This window comes from Enterocloster aldenensis (assembly GCF_003434055.1).
Taxonomy (GTDB): Bacteria; Bacillota; Clostridia; order Lachnospirales; family Lachnospiraceae; genus Enterocloster; species Enterocloster aldenensis.
The window spans coordinates 405885-425460 of the sequence record NZ_QVEX01000002.1; the positions used below are offsets into that span (position 1 = coordinate 405885).

At 51.9% G+C, this 19576-nt stretch carries 15 protein-coding genes and 1 riboswitch; of the genes, 6 read left to right on the forward strand and 9 right to left on the reverse strand.

The window, feature by feature from the left end:
- Window position 1: 1 nt before the first annotated feature.
- The 4 genes from DWX59_RS08270 to DWX59_RS08285 all read right to left on the reverse strand — a co-directional run bounded on the left by DWX59_RS08270 (window position 2) and on the right by DWX59_RS08285 (window position 5246).
- Window positions 2-1087 (reverse strand): ABC transporter permease, encoded by a 1086-nt coding sequence (locus DWX59_RS08270; RefSeq protein ID WP_117557933.1) that lies wholly within the window; start codon window positions 1085-1087, stop codon window positions 2-4.
- Window positions 1077-2603 (reverse strand): ABC transporter ATP-binding protein, encoded by a 1527-nt coding sequence (locus DWX59_RS08275; protein ID WP_117557935.1) that lies wholly within the window; start codon window positions 2601-2603, stop codon window positions 1077-1079. The genes DWX59_RS08270 and DWX59_RS08275 overlap by 11 nt, the downstream gene beginning before the upstream one ends.
- A 106-nt stretch (window positions 2604-2709) precedes the next feature.
- Window positions 2710-3816: a BMP family ABC transporter substrate-binding protein gene (locus DWX59_RS08280; RefSeq protein ID WP_165641518.1), complete on the reverse strand. Its 1107-nt coding sequence runs from the start codon at window positions 3814-3816 to the stop codon at window positions 2710-2712.
- Window positions 3817-3839: 23 nt separating this feature from the next.
- On the reverse strand, window positions 3840-5246 hold the full coding sequence (locus DWX59_RS08285; RefSeq protein ID WP_117557939.1) for an ADP-ribosylglycohydrolase family protein: 1407 nt from the start codon (window positions 5244-5246) through the stop codon (window positions 3840-3842).
- Between the two features lie 148 nt (window positions 5247-5394).
- Here DWX59_RS08285 and DWX59_RS08290 point away from each other — a divergent pair, with 148 nt between their 5' ends.
- Window positions 5395-6588: a PucR family transcriptional regulator gene (locus tag DWX59_RS08290; protein WP_166460196.1), complete on the forward strand. Its 1194-nt coding sequence runs from the start codon at window positions 5395-5397 to the stop codon at window positions 6586-6588.
- Here DWX59_RS08290 and DWX59_RS08295 read toward each other — a convergent pair.
- On the reverse strand, window positions 6585-7340 hold the full coding sequence (locus DWX59_RS08295) for a creatininase (RefSeq protein WP_117557943.1): 756 nt from the start codon (window positions 7338-7340) through the stop codon (window positions 6585-6587). The two genes, DWX59_RS08290 and DWX59_RS08295, sit on opposite strands and share 4 nt — an antisense overlap.
- A 205-nt stretch (window positions 7341-7545) precedes the next feature.
- Here DWX59_RS08295 and codA point away from each other — a divergent pair, with 205 nt between their 5' ends.
- From codA to DWX59_RS08320, 5 genes are all read left to right on the forward strand, one after another.
- Window positions 7546-8823, forward strand: coding sequence for a cytosine deaminase (gene codA, locus DWX59_RS08300; protein WP_117557945.1), 1278 nt, complete (start codon window positions 7546-7548; stop codon window positions 8821-8823).
- Window positions 8824-9022: 199 nt separating this feature from the next.
- Window positions 9023-9119, forward strand: a riboswitch (purine riboswitch).
- 79 nt (window positions 9120-9198) lie between these two features.
- Window positions 9199-11625 carry a xanthine dehydrogenase subunit XdhA gene (gene xdhA / locus DWX59_RS08305; RefSeq protein WP_117557947.1) on the forward strand — a complete coding sequence of 809 codons (2427 nt, stop codon included), beginning with the start codon at window positions 9199-9201 and terminating at the stop codon, window positions 11623-11625.
- A 70-nt stretch (window positions 11626-11695) separates the two neighbouring features.
- Window positions 11696-12586, forward strand: a complete 891-nt coding sequence (gene xdhB, locus DWX59_RS08310; RefSeq protein WP_117557949.1) for a xanthine dehydrogenase subunit XdhB — start codon at window positions 11696-11698, stop codon at window positions 12584-12586.
- Window positions 12579-13073 carry a xanthine dehydrogenase subunit XdhC gene (xdhC, locus tag DWX59_RS08315; RefSeq protein ID WP_117557951.1) on the forward strand — a complete coding sequence of 165 codons (495 nt, stop codon included), beginning with the start codon at window positions 12579-12581 and terminating at the stop codon, window positions 13071-13073. The genes xdhB and xdhC overlap by 8 nt, the downstream gene beginning before the upstream one ends.
- A 57-nt stretch (window positions 13074-13130) precedes the next feature.
- Entirely contained in the window at window positions 13131-14471 is a 1341-nt protein-coding gene (locus DWX59_RS08320; RefSeq protein ID WP_117557953.1) for a uracil-xanthine permease family protein, read from the forward strand.
- 72 nt (window positions 14472-14543) lie between these two features.
- Here DWX59_RS08320 and DWX59_RS08325 read toward each other — a convergent pair whose 3' ends face one another.
- Genes DWX59_RS08325 through DWX59_RS08340 form a run of 4 tightly spaced genes read right to left on the reverse strand, consistent with a single transcriptional unit; the run spans window position 14544 to window position 19445 of the window.
- Entirely contained in the window at window positions 14544-15734 is a 1191-nt protein-coding gene (locus DWX59_RS08325) for a DUF4261 domain-containing protein (protein ID WP_173906018.1), read from the reverse strand.
- 15 nt (window positions 15735-15749) lie between these two features.
- Window positions 15750-16628 carry a hypothetical protein gene (locus tag DWX59_RS08330; protein WP_117557957.1) on the reverse strand — a complete coding sequence of 293 codons (879 nt, stop codon included), beginning with the start codon at window positions 16626-16628 and terminating at the stop codon, window positions 15750-15752.
- Window positions 16629-16683: 55 nt separating this feature from the next.
- Window positions 16684-17964: a hypothetical protein gene (locus tag DWX59_RS08335; protein ID WP_117557959.1), complete on the reverse strand. Its 1281-nt coding sequence runs from the start codon at window positions 17962-17964 to the stop codon at window positions 16684-16686.
- Entirely contained in the window at window positions 17961-19445 is a 1485-nt protein-coding gene (locus DWX59_RS08340) for a tetratricopeptide repeat protein (RefSeq protein ID WP_117557961.1), read from the reverse strand. Before DWX59_RS08340 ends, DWX59_RS08335 begins: the two co-directional genes overlap by 4 nt.
- Window positions 19446-19576 lie beyond the last annotated feature (131 nt).

The window sequence follows — 19576 nt, forward strand, 5'->3', positions numbered from 1 at the left end:
TCTACACCTCCCCTTTCTGGCTGCGGAGCATCCGAAGCTGGCGTTTTTCACACAGCCACCTGTACAGGGCCTCGTAGTCCACGGCCACCAGTAGAACGAATACGGCCTGGAGCACGGAGATTACCAGACGGTTGGTATTGGTCACCCTTTCCATGTGGAAGGAACCGCTCTTTAACATTCCCCAGAATATGGAAATAAAAATGACTGCAATGGGATTGTTCTTGGCAATGGACGCAATCATGACCCCGTCCCAGCCCAGATTGGTGGCAAATGCAGGCCTGAACTTGCCAAAGGAACCCGTCATCTCGGTTCCGCCGCAGACGCCTGCAATGAATCCGCTCAGCAGGAAAATCAGGATGAATGTCCTCTTATAGTTGATACCGCCGTATTTGGAAAACCGCAGGTTTTCCCCCACCATCTTCAGTTCATATCCCTTTACCGTGTATTTATACAGAAGATACACCAGTATGGCGATTCCAAGGGCAATAAAAATAGCGGTGCTGGCGCTGGTCTTAGGTATGATGGTGCTAAGGCGCGCAGTGGGGAACATGTCCGGGGTGGCAATGGCGTCCGCCAGTTCGGAGGCGTCAAACCCCATATACTTGAAGGTCAGGTACTCGGTAAACAGGGAGGCCGCATAATTTAACATCAGGGTGCAGATTAATTCATTTACATTCAGCGTCAGCTTTAAGATTGCCGGTATGAACGCAAACAGCATCCCGCCGATTCCGGCAGCTGCCAGACACAGCGGTATATGTATGATTTTCGGTACCGCAACCGATGCCCCGATGATGGCCGCGAGGAATGCACCGAAATACATCTGCCCTTCAATCCCCACATTCCAGATTCCGGATTTAAATGCAATCACGGCCGCAATCCCTGTTATGATACTGGGCGTTGCCCAGCGGATGGTTGTCCCGATGGCGCTGACGCTTCCCACGGAACCCGTGATCAGCGCCTGAAATGCCTCTGTGGGACTGTTTCCCTGGGAAAGTATGATACAGGTGCCGATCAGCATGACCATCAGCATGGATAAGATGTATTTGAGGATTTCCAGCTTGGTATTCTGTGCCAGTCTAAATTTCATCCCTCTTCCCTCCTAACATGTACAGTCCTATGGTCTTTTCGTCTAAATCCGGCGTGTTTTCCAGGTTCCCCACAATCTCGCCGTTATACATGACCAGGATCCGGTCGGACAGTTCCATCACCTCGCCCAGCTCATGGCTGACCAAAAGCACGGAAACGCCTTTCCCGGCAATGTCGATGATTTTCTGCCAGATAAACTCTATGGCGCCCACATCAATTCCCCTGGTGGGGTCCTCTATGATCAGGAGGTCATTATCCTGGAGGAATTCACGGCCCACAATGGCCTTCTGGATATTGCCGCCTGACAAGGTGCCCATCTTATCATGGATATCCTGGGTCTTTACCTGGAACTGTTCCACCACTTTCCTGGTAAAATCCTCAGCTTCCTTTTTATTCACAAGAAGGGGGTTCCTGAACCTGTGGGCCACATGATAACCCATGATGCAGTTTTCCACCAGGCTGCAGTCCGTGCTGCATCCCGTGGCCAGACGGTCCTGGGGCACGTATCCGATCTTCTTTTCCCGTTTTTCCTTTGGCGTGGCAAAGGTTATGTCCTGGCCTTTATATGTAATCGTTCCGGTCTTCGGCTTCCTCAGTCCGAAGACCGCCTCTATCAGTTCACCCTGTCCAGAGCCGGCAACACCTGCGATTCCCACAATCTCGCCTTTTTTTACTGACAGGTCCACGTTCTTTACTTTCTCAATCCCATCGCTTCCCATAACAGTCAGCCCTTTTACGTCAAGCACCGTGCCGCCTGTATCTTTTTCCTGTTTGCTGGTATTAAACAGCACCTGGCGTCCCACCATAAGGCTTGCCAGCCCATGCTCGTCCGTATCCCCAGGATACAGGTTCCCGGTCACCTCGCCGTTTTTCAAAACCGTGATGTAATCTGATATCTCCATTACTTCCTTAAGCTTATGGGTAATCAGGATAACGGTCTTACCGTGCTTTGTCAGGTAACGGATTGCCTGGAACAGCCCCTCGATGCCCTGGGGTGTCAGCACGGCCGTGGGCTCATCCAGAATAATAAGCTCCGCGCCTTTATACAGTATCTTTACGATTTCAACCTGCTGGAGAAGGGATACGGGGAGATCCTCCGCCCGTTCATCCAGAGGAATGGAAAAACCATACTTGTGTGCAATCTCCTCAATATCTTTTTTGGCAGCCTTCTTGTCCAGGAATCCCCCTGCCTTTTTTGTCTCATATCCCATCATCAGGTTTTCCAGCACCGTAAGCTCGGGAAACAGCATGAATTCCTGGTGCACCATCCCAATCCCGCACCTGGTGGCATCATTGGGGTTCCTGAATACCGCCTTGCGCCCCTTAACGATTATTTCCCCTTTGCTGGGTTTATAAATACCGGATATCATATTCATCAGCGTACTTTTGCCGGCCCCATTTTCCCCGATGATGGAGTGCACGGTACCCTTCTTAACAGTCAGGCTGATGTCATTGTTTGCCACCAGCTGCCCAAAGTACTTTGAAATGTGTTTTACCTCAAGGATAATTTCATCCATAAGATCCCTCCCTTTTAAGGAATTCTCCGGCAGCAAGGTAAACTGCCGGAGAATATTCCCGCCCCCTGCCGGGGCGTAAGCCGTGTCAGGGTATGTCTTAAATCCCCTAATCGGCGGTGTCCTTTGTCACATCAATGGTTCCTGCTTTTATGTCTTGGGTAACCTTTTCCACTGTCTCCTGAAGCTCAGGCGTCAGCTTGTCAAATTCCTGCTGGGTATACATCGGAAGATCCTGGGCCAGTCCATACTCCTTGTCCCCGCCCTCAAAGGTCCCGTCAAAGGAGGCTTTTCCTTCTCTGTACAAAGCCTCGTCAATGGGCTTTAGGGCGGACCAGATGACGCTCTTTCCCACATCGCCCTGATAATCATCGCTGCCGATGCATTTTACATTCAGCTCATCACAGCCCGCAATGACGCCCAGGCCGCTTCTGGACGCGGACTGGAAGATTAAGTCAACGCCCTCGTTCTGAATCATCAGCTTGGCAACCTCCTGCCCCTTGACAGGATCCTGGTCATTGCCCACATAAGCCACGGACACCTGGATGGACGGGTCTACATAGTGGACCCCATGGATGAACCCATCCCTGTACTTGCGGCTGACCGGGCGGTCTGCATGGGCAATGAAGCCTACCTTCTTCTTTTCCGTGTTATTGGCAGCAACCACGCCTGCAATAAAGGAGGATTCAGACGGATCCACGGATACGGAGCTTACATTGGGCTCATTGGTTTCCATATATACATCGCACAGGACAAAATCCGTATCCTTGTATTCAGGCGCAAGCCTCAGTGCAATCTCCGACAGGTCGCCCCACATGGTATAAACAGGGTTGTACCCCATGTCTGCCATGGCGCGGACCTGGTCCTCATACTCGGCCTTGTCCAGTGTCTCCACAATCTTTAATTCGGCTCCCTCTTCATCTGCCAGGCGCTGCAGGCCCTTGACGCAAAGGGCAATGAACGGGTCCCCAACAGGTGACGGGATCAAGAGGCCAATTACCTTTTTCTCATCGCTTTTCCCTTCCCCTGCCTTGCTCTCCTTTGCAGCCCCACCTGTCTCCGGCGTCTTGGCAGATGCGTCCGGCCCTGCATCCGTCTGCCCTGCCGCGGCTGTCCCGCTTTCTGCGGTCTGCGCCGTCTTCCCACAGCCGGCCAGTACGGTTGATAACCCCAGTGCAACACACAATGTAACCGCTGCTAATTTCTTCACTCTCATAATTGATCCTTCCCTTCTCATGTTTAATTATATTTCAGAATGGCATCCGTGGTCTTTTTGGATAATGACGTTATGGACTGGCTTTCCATGGTCCTCACATAGGTGTCTAACTGGTCCCTGAGGGGAGCAACAAATTTATCATCCAGTGCATCCAGTCCAAGCATTACCCCATATGCATGTCCAATGGGTCCGCCCGTGCAGTCATTATCCTGACCTGCCATCATCAATATCGTCATGGCGCGCTCAAAGCTGTTGCCTGCAAAACGGATTGCAACGACCTCTGCAGCCAGGTTCGGATACGCATGTACCCAGTTGTATTCCTTATATTTTTCCTCACACAGTTCCCAAGCCTGGCGGTAATCCCTGGACTGTCCGCAGGCCTGGCATGCAAATGCAAGGACGCTGTAGAATTCGCTGTCACGGGGAATCATCCGCATGGCCTTGTCAAGGATTACCTGCATGTCGGTTTCCACATAAGCCATGGAGACAATGAGCGCGTTAAACACCTCTGCCAGGATACCGTTGTTGTGATGGGAAACGCATCCGTCCCTCCAGGCCAGTTCTGCCGCCATCCTTGGGTTTGCGGGTGCCAGGGCGCCGCAGATGGCGGCACGCATGGCGGCCCCGATCATTTCACGGTAAGGATTGGCCACATAACCGCTTTCCGGCGGATAGATGCCGTGGCGCAGATGGTTCAGCGCAATCTCCTCCGCCGTATAAGCAAAGGGGATATATCCCACCCATTTATCCGCTATGTCCTCTGAGGTAATATCATATCCCTTTTCCCGGAACGCCTCCAAAAGGGCCAGTTCAAATGTAATGTCGTCGTTCAGGGTTTCCGGCGGTTTCACATATTCCGTTATTTCACCGAAAACCTCCCATATCCTGGAGGATTTAAACCCTTCCACCGCAGTTCCCAGGGCGGAGCCAATGATTTCCCCCAGCCATCCTGCATGGACCTTCTCAAAGAGCGCCTCCTGTCCAGGCAGCTTATAGTCCGGATATTCCTGGAACTTCACAGATTGCGCATACTGCTCAAAGCTGTTGTAAACCGTGTAGGACCAGTATGGATGGCTTTCTATCTTGGGCGCCTCTGCCAGGGCTTTGAATACCCGCGCATTGATGATCTGCAGGTCTATGAGCCTGTCCTCATCAATGGCCTTAAATGCTTCCGTGATCAGCAGGTCCGCCTCCTGCACATCGTACCCCATGTTCCTCATGCTGGAAATTGCACCCAGCATCTTGGAATAGGGCGCCTTGGATTCCGGCAGCGGCTTAATCCATGCCCCCTTTCCGGTTTCCAGCATCTGCCTTGCTTCCTCCAGGAATTTTCCCTCCAATAAGTTATCCCACTGGATTAAATCCGTACGGTCCCTTACCGGAATTGCGTCACAGAAAAATTCATAGTCGTATTCCCATGCTCTTTTCATAATGATTTCTCCTTGTATTCATATTTTTTGTCTGTTCCACACAATTGTTCCATGTTATTCTTCGTTCCCCCCACACATGTATGCCTATCCTGTCTTTTAGTATAATTTTAGGTACTATCTTCAGCAAACAATGAAAGGAGTAACAACAATGGCTATTTACTGTGAAGATCTGTTTAAACTGTCCTCCTTCCGCGACGCCCGGTTAAGGGGCGGCAGGACCGGCCTGGGGAGGAAAATCACCTGGCCTTACGTGGGCGCCACCCCAAGCGTATCCCAATGGCTCCACGGAGGCGAGCTCCTCTTCCTGACAGGAGTGGGTATCCCCTCGGACGATGAATCCCTGCTGAACCTGGTTGATGAATGCATCCAGAAAAACCTATCCGGCATCGTTTTCCTGCTCAATCCCCAATACATACCTGAAATCCCTGAGGCGGTAATTGAGAAAGCGGACCAGGAAGGGCTTCCCGTGTTCCAGATGCCCTGGGATGTGAAGCTGATTGACGCGACCCGGGAAATCATTGAACTGATGGAGCAGGTGAAGGAGAAAAGCAAGAATGTCCGCTTCTTCCTTGAAAGCCTGCTTTTTTCCAACAACAGCGACATTGACTCCATCATGCATTTTTATAACATCCGGCTTCATTCCCAATACTGTATATGCGTGGTGGAATCCGCGGACAATGTATTCTCAGAAGCCATTGAATCCAATTTCCAGCACCTGTCTGCCTCCGTACGGAATATTGCCCTGTCCAGCCGTCTGGCCATCCTCAGCTGTTCCTATGCCAACCGGCTGATTTTTCTTTTGACAGCCGACAGCAAAAGCGATACCGTCTATCTCCAGAACACCATATCGAACAACTTTGAATACATACAGGCGCTTCACGCGTCCAGGGGAGGTTTCATGAAAATGGCGTTCAGCCGCACATTTACCAAACTGAATCAGATTAAACAATGCTACCATGAGATTACGGTGGCCCTGTCCACCAAAAACCTGCACGCCCTGTTTCCCAACCACATCATCCATTACGAAAACCTGGGAATCTACCGCATCCTGTTTGAACTTGATAAAAATGAGTCCATCCGGGATTACTGCATGAAAAATATTGATCCCCTGATATCATACGATACCCAGCATTCATCCAGTCTCCTTGAGACACTCCGGCTTTATTTCATCAACAACTGCCATTCCAGCCAGACCGCGCAGGCCCTGTTCATCCACAAGAATACCCTGGTCTACCGTTTATCCCTGATAAAAGAACTTCTCCACACGGATCTGTCCAATGCGCTGAAAAACCTGGAACTGTTCAACAGCATTCTCCTGTATGATTACCTTCATGCTGTTTAGCAGAATTCCCGCCGGATGAAATCACTGATATTGGATACCACGTCCTCCACAATCCACTGCCCCTTCTGGGCAGAGGAGGATCTGGCTGTGGCCAGCACCCCATTGGACGGTATGCTGTCCTTATCAATGGGATACCGGTAGCAGAATCCCGGATCCGTCTTCCCCACATCTGCAATCAGGTCCTGGCGCACCAGCTCCGGCGCAACATACATCATAAGGGAGGTTTCCGTAATGGCTGCATGCTCCAGTGCCCAGCCCGGGAATGGCACCTGGTCAAATATCCGTCCAATCATATTGGGCGACATGGGGTCCCACCAGTTCATCAACAGGAGCCTTACCCTATCCCCATGCCTGGCTGAACACAGGTCCATTGCCTCCACCACAAAGGGTTCATTCTCAAAATGTGCGTTGAACAGGAGGATCCGCCTGAATCCGTCCCTTACAAACTCGTCAATCACATCCTGCACCAGGTTCTGCAGCGTCTGGCCGTTCAGGTCAATTGTCCCAGGAAACAGCGGGCCTCCCCCGCTGAAGGGTTTTGATTTGTATCCATAGCAGAGGGCCGGGGCCACGATCCCGTCCACCTGTCCTGCAATGCGGTATGAAAACTCTTCCGCCAGCACCGTGTCCACACACAGGGGAAGATGAGGCCCGTGCTGTTCCGTTGCCCCGATCGGAAGAATCAGGATATCCTCCTTTTTCCCCGCATATTCTGTCCATGTCATATCCTTCATCTTAATATGTCCTGACATTGTTTTGTCCCTCCCTTTTCCTCATGCAGCTATCATACCGGATTTCCCCGGTCAGTTTAAGGTGCGGCACACACAAACATACGGGCCGTTCTTTCGTCTTATCGCGCACAAAAGAACCAGGTATTTTTTGTTACTTTAACACAATTACTTTTCTGTCCTTTTCCTGTAATGTGGTCTTAAAACTCATATGGAGGGAATGAATCAATTGAATACAATTTTGTTTACCAATGCGCATCTGAATCATGAGCCGGGTTTATGCGACCTGCTGGTGGAGGACGGCCGTTTCCTGGAAATCGGGCCATGTCTGAATAAAAAATATCCCATAGGGAATGTCTGCGACCTTAACGGAAAGCTGGTGCTCCCTCCCTTTGTGGATTCCCATATCCATCTGGATTATGTATACACTGCCAGGGAACCTGGCGCAGACAATTGTTCCGGAACCCTTTTTGAGGGGATTGAACGGTGGTCCCATGGAAAACGGAACCGGTCCGTGGAGGAAATAAAAAGACGTGCCAGGACCGCGTTAAAAAAGGAAATACTCAATGGGACCCAGTACATGAGGACCCATGTGGATGTCACAGACCCGTCCCTTACCGGGTTAAAGGCCATCCTGGAACTGCGGGACGAGTTGAAGGGGGTGCTGGACCTTCAGGTCATAGCATTTCCCCAGGAAGGGATGTATTCATATACCAACGGCCATAAGCTGGTGGAAGAGGCCCTGATCATGGGGGCTGACGTGGTCGGAGCCATCCCCCACTATGAATTCACCAGGGAATGGGGCGAAAAATCCATTCAGACAGTGGTTCAGCTGGCCCTTAAATATGATAAGCTCATTGACATCCACTGTGACGAGACAGACGATGAGCAGTCACGGTTCATTGAATCCCTGGCAGCCCTGGCCTATCAGAACGGGATTGGCAGCCGCACCACTGCCAGCCATGCCTGCGCCATGGGTTCCTATAACAATGCATACGTCTATAAGCTCTTTCAGCTGTTAGAACGTTCAGGCATCAACATAATATCCTGCCCCACCGAGAACATCCACCTCCAGGGCAGGTATGATTCCTATCCCAAACGCCGCGGCCTGACCCGGGTCAAGGAGCTAAGCGGGGCAGGAATCAATGTCTGCTTTGCCCAGGACTCCATCTCCGACCCATGGTATCCTTTAGGCAACGGCAATCTTATGACCATCCTGGACTTTGGCCTGCACATCTGCCACCTGATGTCATTTCCTGAAATAGAAAACAGCTTTTGCTACATCACGGACAATGGCGCCCGCACCCTGTCCATGGAAGGAAGCTATGGGATACGGCCGGGTAACGATGCAGACTTCATTGTACTGGATGCCCCGGATGCCTTTGAGGCCATCCGTGAACGCGTCGGCGTGCTGGCATCGGTGCGAAGGGGAAATTTCCTGTTCCGTAAGCAGCCAGCTAAAACCACGTTCAACTGCGGCTTTCTAAGCAGGGCGGAGGAATCATAAGCAGGATGCGGGAACCATGAGCAGGATGCGGGCAGACAAGTCAAATGGTATGGGTGCTATTCTTATTTATTGGCAATAATATACGATTATGGTGCCATTATATTTGTACATACTGCACAAATATTTACAAATAATTTTTAGAAATTTGCCTATGGACTAAATTTTTTTTAGGTATTATAATATAACACATGAAAACAATTTAACAGATTCATTGCCAATATGTATATCCTGGGGATTGGCCCAGAGTCTCTACCAACTACCTTAAAGAGTTGACTACATATCTTATGTAGTCAGCTCTTTTTTTGTTTGTGTAAGGACAATTCTGAACATTCCGGTATATCTTTTGGCAAAAAATACAAGGAGGAAAATAGAATAATGAATATTGTAGGGCAGCAAGTGAAACGTGTTGATGCTTACGGAAAGGTGACAGGAGAAGCCAAATATACGGCGGACCTGGAACCCAGGGACATCCTTCACGGCAGGGTCGTGCACTCCACCATAGCCAACGGGAGGGTCAAGAGCTTTGACCTGACTGAGGCTTACAAGGTGCCTGGCGTGGTTAAGATTGTCACCTGCTTTGACGTACCCAACTGCCAGTTCCCCACAGCAGGCCACCCCTGGAGCGTGGAAACCAAACACCAGGATATCTGCGACCGCAAGGTGCTGAACGAGCGCATCCGGCTGTACGGGGATGACATCGCTGCTGTTGTAGCTGAGGACGAGGTTGCGGCTTTCCAGGCAGCACGGTTAATCCGCGTGGAATATGAAGAATATGAACCCATTGTCACAGCCATGGCAGCCATGGCAGAGGGCGCCACACCGCTGCACCCGGATATCAGGAAGGACAACGTGATCGTACACTCCCATATGACCATGGGGGACAGCAGCTTTACATATGAAGAGGGACTTAAAAAAGCCGTGGAAGCCTATGGCGCGGACAATATCGTTTCCATGGACGTGGAATACGACACCCCCCGTATCTCCCACTGCCATATTGAGCTTCCTGTTTCATGGGCCTATGTGGACACCAATGGGAAAGTCACCATCATCTCCTCTACCCAGATCCCGCACATTGTCAGAAGATGTACGGCACAGGCCCTTGGCATTCCCATCGGCAGGGTGCGCATCATCAAGCCATATATCGGCGGAGGTTTCGGCAACAAGCAGGATGTGCTCTACGAACCATTAAACGCCTTCCTTACCCTCTCCGTGGGCGGACGGCCTGTGAGATTGGAAATCAGCCGCGAGGAAACCATTTCCGGAACACGCACACGCCACGCCATAAAGGGTAAATGCAGGGGCGTCGTATCCAGGGACGGCCGCGTTCTTGCCAGGAAGCTGGAGGCGTTTGCCAACAACGGCGGTTACGCTTCCCACGGTCATGCAATCTGCGCCAACTGCGGCAATGTATTTAAGGATTTATATCGGGATGAATATGGCACCGAGGTGGACTGCTATACCGTGTATACCTCCTCTCCCACAGCCGGGGCCATGAGGGCTTACGGCATCCCGCAGGCAGACTGGTTCGCAGAATGCCTGAACGATGACCTGGCCCATGCCATTGGCATGGATCCCTGCGAATTCCGTCTGAAGAACTGTATGGAGGATGGGTTCGTGGATCCGTCCAACGGCATCACCTTCCACTCCTATGGATTAAAGCAGTGTATTGAGGCTGGCAGGAAGCACATCCGCTGGGACGAAAAATGGAGCGCATACAGGAACCAGACCGGCCCGGTCCGCAGGGGCGTGGGCATGGCAATCTTCTGCTACAAGACCGGGGTGCATCCCATTTCCCTGGAAACAGCCTCCACCCGCATGATATTAAACCAGGACGGATCCATGCAGCTTTGTATGGGCGCCACGGAAATCGGCCAGGGCGCGGACACCGTGTTCTCCCAGATGGCGGCGGAAACCACCGGCATTTCCTTTGATAAGGTGTATATCGTATCCACCCAGGACACGGACATCACCCCCTTTGATACAGGCGCCTATGCATCCCGCCAGACCTATGTGTCCGGCATGGCCTGTAAGAAATGCGGTGAGGAGTTCCGCCACAAAATCCTTGAGTACGCCGCATACATGCTGAACCACGATGTAACGGATCTGTCCAGGACAGTGTATGCCGAGGAAGTAATGGCAGCCGGGATGCGGATCAGGGAAGCCCTTGGCCTTCATGAGGGGGAGGAAATCACCGAAGACATGCTGGACATTTCAGACAGCAAGGTAATCGTAAGCGGCGGCGAGCCGGAATTATTTGACGTGTCCGTGGTAGCGGATACCGCGTTCTACTCCCTGGACCGCTCCATACATATCACTGCGGAAGTGACCAACCAGTGCAAGGACAACACCTTTTCTTCCGGCTGCTGTTTTGTGGAGATAGAGGTGGATATGCCCCTGGGCCTGGTGACAGTGAAGGATATCATCAATGTCCATGATTCAGGTATCCTGATCAATCCCCAGACAGCGCGCGCCCAGGTTCACGGCGGCATGAGCATGGGACTGGGATACGGGCTTTCAGAGGAACTTCTGGTGGATGAAAAAACAGGACGTCCGCTGAACAACAACCTGCTGGATTATAAGATTCCCACTGCCATGGACACGCCGGACCTGAATGTGGAATTCATCCAGTTAGAAGACCCCACCGGCCCTTACGGCAACAAATCCCTGGGAGAGCCTCCCGCTATTCCGGTGGCTCCCGCCATCCGCAATGCAATCTTAAATGCAACCGGCGTCCACATGAATGTGACGCCCATGACAGCCCAGAGGCTGATTGAGAAATTCAAGGAAAAAGGTCTGATATAAATAGACCCGGTATAATCAGACCGGATATTAACAGACCAGATATCAATAAATCCGAAGTAAGGAGAGAGCCATGTTTGACATTAAATCATTTTATGAGGCCGTGAGCGTGCAGGATGCAATCCAGGCCCTTTTAAAGGACACGGATGCCGAAATCATCAGCGGCGGCACCGATGTACTGATCCGCGTGCGGGAGGGGAAGGATGCAGGACGTTCCCTGGTATCCATCCACAACCTGGAGGAACTAAAGGGCGTGAAGCTGCTTGAGGACGGCAATCTGTGGATTGGCGCCGGGACGTCCTTTTCCCATATCACCAATGACCCCCTGATCCAGGAATACATCCCCATGCTGGGGGATGCCGTGGATATGGTTGGCGGCCCCCAGATACGAAACACCGGTACCATTGGCGGGAATATCTGCAACGGCGCAACTTCCGCTGATTCCGCCTCCACCATGTGGACCCTGGAAGCGGACGTGGTCCTGGAGGGACCGGAAGGGGAGCGCACCGTGCCTGTATGTGAATTTTACACGGGTCCCGGGCGGACGGTACGGGACCGCTGCGAGGTCTGTAAGGGATTTGTGATCCATCGTGATAGCTTCGAGGGCTGGACCGGACACTATATCAAGTACGGTAAGCGTAAGGCCATGGAGATAGCCACCCTGGGCTGCGCCGTAAGGGTAAAGCTGTCCCCGGACAAAAAACAGATTGAGGATGTACGGCTGGGCTATGGCGTGGCCGGTCCCACACCCCTTCGCTGCCTCAAGGCAGAAGAAGGCCTGAAGGGCCATGACATCAATGACAATGACGCCATCCTTGCCTTTGGAAGGGATGCGCTTACACAGGTCAATCCGCGTACCTCATGGAGGGCTTCCAAGGAATTCAGGCTTCAGCTGATTGAGGAGCTGTCCAAACGCGCGCTGAAAGAAGCAATTAAAAAGGCAGGAGGAGAGATAGATGCTTAAGATTGTGCACATGAAAGTAAACGGAAAGGATGTGGAGCTGGCAGTGGACGAACGTGAGTCCCTGTTAGACACACTGCGCCAGCGTCTGGGGCTTACATCTGTTAAAAAGGGCTGCGAGGTCGGGGAATGCGGCGCCTGTACCGTGCTGGTAAACGGGGAAGCCATTGACAGCTGCATCTACATGACACTTTGGGCAGAAGGCAAAAGCGTCATGACCGTGGAAGGATTAAAGGGGCCAAACGGGGAACTGTCCCCGATCCAGAAGGCATTCATCGAGGAGGCGGCGGTACAGTGCGGTTTCTGTACGCCCGGCCTTATCATGAGCGCGGTGGAGATTGTGGGAACCGGCAAGAAATATAACAGGGAAGAACTGAAGAAGCTGATATCCGGCCATCTGTGCAGGTGCACGGGATACGAAAACATCCTGAATGCAATGGAACGGATTGTGGAAGAGGTATATCAGATCAGCCATAAGGCGGAATCTTAAGGGATTGCCGGACAGATACCAATCAGGTCCTAAAAAATAACAGGGGGTAACAAAATCATGAACAGCAGTGCAAATTGCAGTATTAATAATATTTATAAGCTGGAGGGACGGGTGCCGCTTGGCAAAGCCATTCCCTTTGGCCTGCAGCATATTCTGGCAATGTTCGTTTCCAACCTTGCGCCCATAACCATCATCGCAGGCGCTGCCCAGCCCGCATTGACCCAGGCCCAGACAGCCATCCTGCTCCAGAACGCCATGTTCGTCGCAGGGATTGCCACACTGGTCCAGCTCTACCCGGTCTGGAGGATTGGCTCCAGGCTTCCGGTGGTCATGGGCGTCAGCTTTACCTTTGTCACGGTGCTCAGCACCATTGCGGCCAATTACGGTTATCCATCCGTGGTGGGCGCGGTGCTCATCGGCGGTATCTTTGAAGGTACCCTGGGCCTTCTGGCCAAATACTGGCGCAGGATCATCACGCCGGTTGTTGCTGCTTCCGTGGTAACAGCCATTGGATTCTCCCTTTTCACGGTTGGCGCCCGTTCCTTTGGCGGCGGTTATGCAGATGACTTCGGTTCTGCCCAGAACCTGATTCTCGGCACGCTGACACTGCTCACCTGCCTTTTGTGGAACATTTTTGCAAAAGGATATTTAAAGCAGCTTTCCGTGCTGGCAGGGCTGATTGTGGGTTATGTGATTGCCATTTTCCTGGGCAAGGTGGATTTAAGCCTGATCATGTCCGGCGGTATCATCGCCCTGCCGTCCCTTCTTCCCTTTGTTCCTGAGTTCCACGCAGGGGCAATCATCTCTGCCTGCATCATTTTCCTAGTGTCCGCGGCAGAGACCATCGGCGACACATCCGCCCTTGTATCAGGCGGCCTGAACCGTGAAATCACAGGAAAGGAAATCTCCGGTTCCCTTGCCTGCGACGGATACTGTTCCGCTGTCTCCACTTTGTTCGGTTGTCCTCCTGTCACGTCCTTCTCACAGAACGTCGGGCTGATTGCCATGACAAAAGTAGTGAACCGCTTCACCATCATGACCGGCGCGGCCTGTATGATCCTGGCCGGGCTGCTCCCACCGGTAGGCAACTTCTTTGCCTCCCTGCCCCAGGCTGTCCTGGGCGGGTGTACCATCATGATGTTTGGCTCCATCCTGACCTCAGGCGTGCAGATGATATCAAAATGCGGCTTCTCCCAGCGCAATATCACCATTGTCTCCCTTTCCCTGGCAGTGGGCATCGGCTTCACCACTGCCAGCGAGATCGGCATATGGGATATCTTCCCGGAGCTTGTGCAGTCCGTATTCTCTGCAAATGTGGTGGCTGTTGTGTTTGTTGTGTCCGTGTTCCTGAGCCTGGTGCTGCCAAAGGATATGGATATTAAGATGTTGGAGGAATGACAATGTGGACCGGCCCAAAGCCAGGGTCCGTTTAGGGCGGGGAAGTTCCCCGCCCTTTTCATATCCATACCGCTATCCCGGATACCCAATCTTCAAAGTAATCCCATCCAGCGAAACGCCTTGCCCCCGCGTAATAGGCAGCTTCTGATCAGCAGTGAATCCAAGGGTTTCCCCGTCCCTGAGCACCACATCCCCGTCCAGCACATAATATACCAGGTTCAGGAGATAATCCCTCAGTTCCTGGGGATTAGCATTGACGTCCAGTACTTCCATCTCATCCCTGCCAAAGGCCCTCATTCCATAAGTATAGGCGTTCCATCCACCTTCGGTCTGGTACAGGCCAAAATAAATCCAGTTCAGGACAGGGAGTCCGCCGTCCTTCATCATTTCTGAGGCATCCAGATAAAACCGGGGCTGGAATACGGTTCCGCTTGTATAAATGCCCAGAACGGTTTCCTGCCTGCAGCAGGCAGCCATGAGCTTGGCAAACAGCAGGCCGCGCTCCTTTACAGGCGCGTCTGTCCCCATGACAGCAACCATCAGATGGGCCTTATGGGTCTTAACGGTTTCCACGGCCTCCGGCCACATATAGTTGTTGGCAGCATTGGCCTCTGCCTCCCCGTCCGGCACCGGCGCATCCATCATGGCGACCACCAGCCTGAGACCCTTAACAGAGTAGATGTGAGGAGTATCCTCGTCATCATGTGTCATTTCACCTTTGTCACCGGCGGATACACGTTCCTCCGACGCCTCTTCATCCTCTTCCTCATTGCAGTCAATCCCCCAGTCCGCCTTCATGTCCGCGGCCAGCTTATCCGGGGACCAGTGGGGTTCTGAGAGCAGGACAAAGCCTACGAATGTTCCTGCCTTGTCATTTTCCCCGTCGGTGTCCGGGCTTCCTTCACCTGGACCTTCATGGTCCGTATGCCGGTTTTCCTGCTCCAGCGCATCTGCCTGCTCCATCCAGTAACGGCGGATCATCTCCACCATTTCTTTTGCTTTGTCCTCAGCGGTTGCAGCATCATATGGTTCCATCTCGCTGAATACATGGCCGCAGTGTTCCGTATCCTCTGGCCCGTATCCGCCGCAGACCCCCAGAAGCCATTTGCCAAACATGCCTTTCTTATATCTGAACATATAATAATGCAGGTCATGGAGGTCGAATTCCCCTGCCGGTTCTATCTTAGCCGGTTCCTTTCCCAGCTCTCCCGGATGGGAAAGCCACTCCTTCATTGACTGCATGGCCGCCTGTTGTTGGTTCATACTGATATCCTCCTTCTATTCTTTTGCACTATGGGTAATCAGGATAATCTTTGCATCATAAATCCCATTGTTTACAGAATCATACAAAACCCTCACCCTAAAGTCATGAAACAGAACAGCCCATCCGGCTCCGGTGCCGTCTATCGTAATTGAATCCGAACAATCAATCTGATATGTCCCTAAGTCATTTTGCAAAATAAAAGACGCGATGGCACCGTTCTCCTTGTTAATCTCCAATCCTGTAACAGAGCCTTCCGGTAATTCCGTATATATTCCACTATCTGCATTGGACTGATACCAATCTTTATAGATTGTTCCATTAATGATGCCAATATTGCCTTCTATCCAGTAACTGGAGCCATTTGCCCATAACACAGGAGGCAGCCAGCTAATACTTTGGCTGGTTCCGTCATCATAAAATAGAGTCAATGTACTTGACTGTCCCATATAGAAAGTATCTTCCCCCGGCCGTATGGCCGTCAGATCCAAGCTGCCCAGCTCCCGTACGATTGTATCTATGGTTTCAGTATGTTGTGTGTGATATTCATTGCCTTCCTCCGTAAAAGTAAAAGGCAATGTATGAAAAGAAATCTTCATTGGATATCCGTTCAGCATATCCGGAACCCAGGCCCCGCTTGAACCGACTTTATAACCGTCTGGAGTCACGGCAGCAGACACCATCCAGCCATCCTGATTAAAATAGTAGCATCTGCCGTCAATCCATTTCCATGTATTCATTGGGCAGCTGCCGCCATCCTCAGCATACCAGTAATTGCTGACCCCTGCTTCCGGGGTTTTCCCTGTGTCCTGCTTCCATTGCCCGGCAAGTGAAACAGATGGCATACCGGCAATGCATATTGTGGACATTAATCCTAGCAAATACCGAAGCTTCATTCCCCACACCTCTTGATTTTATCCAATTAATTACCCTATCATGATTACTGCCAGCTTAATCATAAGTCTCTGTATACGTCTCCGGTTCCTGTTCCTTAACCGCCTTTAATTTACCCAGCAGTCCATAGACTCCTGCCCGCTGCCCTTCCTCAAAAAAGGTAATGGTCATAAGGAACAGGGATGGCCCTGAAACAGCCTTACAGAACACCTGATAATAAGCGTCTTTTCCATCCTCCACCTTGTGCCAGCCCCAGCGCGCCCGTCCGTTTGGCATGTCCAGGTCCCGGATATCCGTCAGTCCGTCAAAACCACCCTCCAGAGAGGCCTCCTTTCCCTGAAGCCGGAACCCGTTCACCCTCCATATGGGCCCCTTGCCGGTACCGTCCCACCACAAGCCGCAGCCCCTGCCATTTTCCTGTTCTTCCCACTCATACAGATAATTCCCCGGAAGGGTCAGACGGAGGACGCCGTATGCGTGTGTCACTTCTCCCCTTCTAAAGCCCACCGGATACAGGGATTCCAATACCTGAGCCGTATCCGGTATGATGGGTGTCCGGCTGTCCAGACCGCACAGCAGCAGGTATGCTTCTATGGGAAGGGGAATCCTGGAATCCAGCCTGTACGCCTGCTCCAGGTCATCAAGGGCAGCACGGTTAATGTCCGCATCCTGACTGCTGCGGTCTGACGGGCCAAAGAAGCATTTTTCCCACATCAGGTTCAGGGCACGGTTCCTGTAGTATGCGGCATCCTTTTCAGGCTGGTTCCATATGAAGAACCGGTCTGCCAGCCACCCGATTCCAAGACACTCCACGGCCTTGACCATACCTGCAATCCCAAACCGTCCCATGGGTGTGACAACGGTTCCCGGGATATCCTCGGGCTGGTACTGATCCAGGTCCCAGCACAGGCAGAGACTGCCGTATTCCCCTGAGGCCAGGCGCTCCCTGCACAGATTGACCAGCATCTTAAGCCACGGATAGAAATGTTCCTTTTTCATACGCTGGAAGTCCCTGTGCCTGTAATAATCAGTCACATCCGACACAGTCAGGCCCCTGAGGACGGATCTGCCCAGTGCATCCACAAATTCGATTGCCGCCTTATGGAATCCAGGTCCGCAGGGTGTGGAGTAGCATTCTCCAGATATGACCCATTGCCCCAGCAGTCCATCTTCATGCTCCCAGCTCATGGAAATGCCGCCCATGGGACAGAAGGATATCCATATATGGTCATTGTCCTCCTGCACACCCTGTCCCCCGGATGCCGCGAGGCTGCGGACGGCCTGGATCAGGGCTTCCTTTTTCCTTACTTTGGCGCCAAACGCAAACCGAATGCTCATGCCTCCTCCTTTTTTATCCAGATACTGCCCACATTGCGGCGGAAGGTATGGAACAGGGCCTCCTTAACAGGCTGATTCCTGAATACCTCCACCGCGGCATCCAGCACAGCGGTCAGGTTCCATGCAATGAAATCCAGGTACCCGAACTCCGTCCCCGTGGCGCCTCCGGTAAATACAACTGCATCCCCACATTTTTCTGATATCTCCTGTTCCAGCTTATCCCGCAGATCCAGTATCTGGTTCCTTGGTATACCCTCCAGCGTATAATAGAAAAAGGCAGGGACCGCCCCATCCTGGTGGAAATCCTCCATGATGCCATCATCTCCCCTGTAATATGCACTGACAACCGGGAGGCATGTGGTCACTCCTGCATATACATCTTCACGCAGATCCCACTCCTCTTCCTCGGACGGCTTCATCTCATATGCGCTGTACCAATGGCACATCTGGTCCGCGGTAACGGTTTCCCTGTCCTTCTTTATGTATTCCAAAAGGTCTTCCAGGCATATATCTTCCCCCTCCTGCGGCGCTTCCAGCAGATCCATATAGCCCACATACCGGATGGCGGGGATTTCCCCAATGGCCTGGTCCAGCAGGACAGACATCAGGCTATACGCCTGGTTCTCATTTTCCTTTAACAGGGGCAGCAGTTTTTCACAGTAAATAGACAGCCCGATTTGTTTATCTTCCAGCTCCTCCACCCAGACCCTTGCATCTTCTGTCCCGATATCCCTGTCATACATCCTGAGTACAAACCCATTGGCAGGATGGCGTCCTACCAGGATATTCCAGTTCTTGTGTACCTCTTTTGGCGCGTGTTCCATAAAGTATATCAATTTAAAAATGCGGCTCTTGTCTCCTTCCGGCGACAGGATCAGGTCATATCTGCCGCCGTTGCAGCCCACCTCAAAATACAATCCGGCAAATGCAGGAGAGAGAAGCTGATGGCATAAATCAGCCACCGGTTCCCCTCCCTGCTTTGCATCAAGCATTTGCCTGAGCTTCCATTCCCCTTCCAGAAATGACTGCCATCCCTCTTTAACCCTCTCGCAAAAGGGCTTCATTGCATTGGGAAGCGCAAGGACTTTCCGGCACAGGGATATCATCTCCAGCGTATCCTCATCTCCCGGCCTGTACTCCAGCGCTTTTTCAAAATAATACTTTGCCCTGGATTCCTGGTCCAGATAATACAGAGCATAACCCATCCTGTAATTCCAGTTATGTTCCCCTGCATATTCCTCTTCCACGGCTTTAAGGAGTTCCACTGCCTTTTTAAACAGATGCCTGTCCCCTGGTTCTGCCAGGTTATTGTAGGCGCGCGCCAGCTGGCTGATTAATTCCGGTGTCTGCTGCTCCTTTGGCAGGGCTTCGATTGCATCAATGATATCCTGGAACTGGTCGTCTTCATGCCACTTTTCCAACGCTTCAAGAAGGGTGGATGGGGTGCGTGGGTTTGTTTCATTATCAGGCTTCTGCTTCATGGTATTTACCTCCATTTTGTCTTTCAATCATTATACACTAGAGAGGGTGGAATGGATAGTAAGCGGCGGAATTATTAAAATAATCGTAACAAGTCGCCGCCACCCGTAAAACGGGTGGCTCGGTGAACGGG

Coding starts and splice junctions, on each gene's coding strand:
- DWX59_RS08340 (WP_117557961.1), bottom strand. CDS start 19,445: ATGAAGCAGAAGCCTGATAATGAAACAAACCCACGCACCCCATCCACC.
- xdhA (WP_117557947.1), top strand. CDS start 9,199: ATGAATATTGTAGGGCAGCAAGTGAAACGTGTTGATGCTTACGGAAAG.
- DWX59_RS08275 (WP_117557935.1), bottom strand. CDS start 2,603: ATGGATGAAATTATCCTTGAGGTAAAACACATTTCAAAGTACTTTGGG.
- DWX59_RS08330 (WP_117557957.1), bottom strand. CDS start 16,628: ATGAAGCTTCGGTATTTGCTAGGATTAATGTCCACAATATGCATTGCC.
- DWX59_RS08295 (WP_117557943.1), bottom strand. CDS start 7,340: ATGTCAGGACATATTAAGATGAAGGATATGACATGGACAGAATATGCG.
- DWX59_RS08290 (WP_166460196.1), top strand. CDS start 5,395: ATGGCTATTTACTGTGAAGATCTGTTTAAACTGTCCTCCTTCCGCGAC.
- DWX59_RS08285 (WP_117557939.1), bottom strand. CDS start 5,246: ATGAAAAGAGCATGGGAATACGACTATGAATTTTTCTGTGACGCAATT.
- DWX59_RS08325 (WP_173906018.1), bottom strand. CDS start 15,734: ATGAACCAACAACAGGCGGCCATGCAGTCAATGAAGGAGTGGCTTTCC.
- DWX59_RS08270 (WP_117557933.1), bottom strand. CDS start 1,087: ATGAAATTTAGACTGGCACAGAATACCAAGCTGGAAATCCTCAAATAC.
- xdhC (WP_117557951.1), top strand. CDS start 12,579: ATGCTTAAGATTGTGCACATGAAAGTAAACGGAAAGGATGTGGAGCTG.
- DWX59_RS08280 (WP_165641518.1), bottom strand. CDS start 3,816: ATGAGAGTGAAGAAATTAGCAGCGGTTACATTGTGTGTTGCACTGGGG.
- xdhB (WP_117557949.1), top strand. CDS start 11,696: ATGTTTGACATTAAATCATTTTATGAGGCCGTGAGCGTGCAGGATGCA.
- DWX59_RS08320 (WP_117557953.1), top strand. CDS start 13,131: ATGAACAGCAGTGCAAATTGCAGTATTAATAATATTTATAAGCTGGAG.
- DWX59_RS08335 (WP_117557959.1), bottom strand. CDS start 17,964: ATGAGCATTCGGTTTGCGTTTGGCGCCAAAGTAAGGAAAAAGGAAGCC.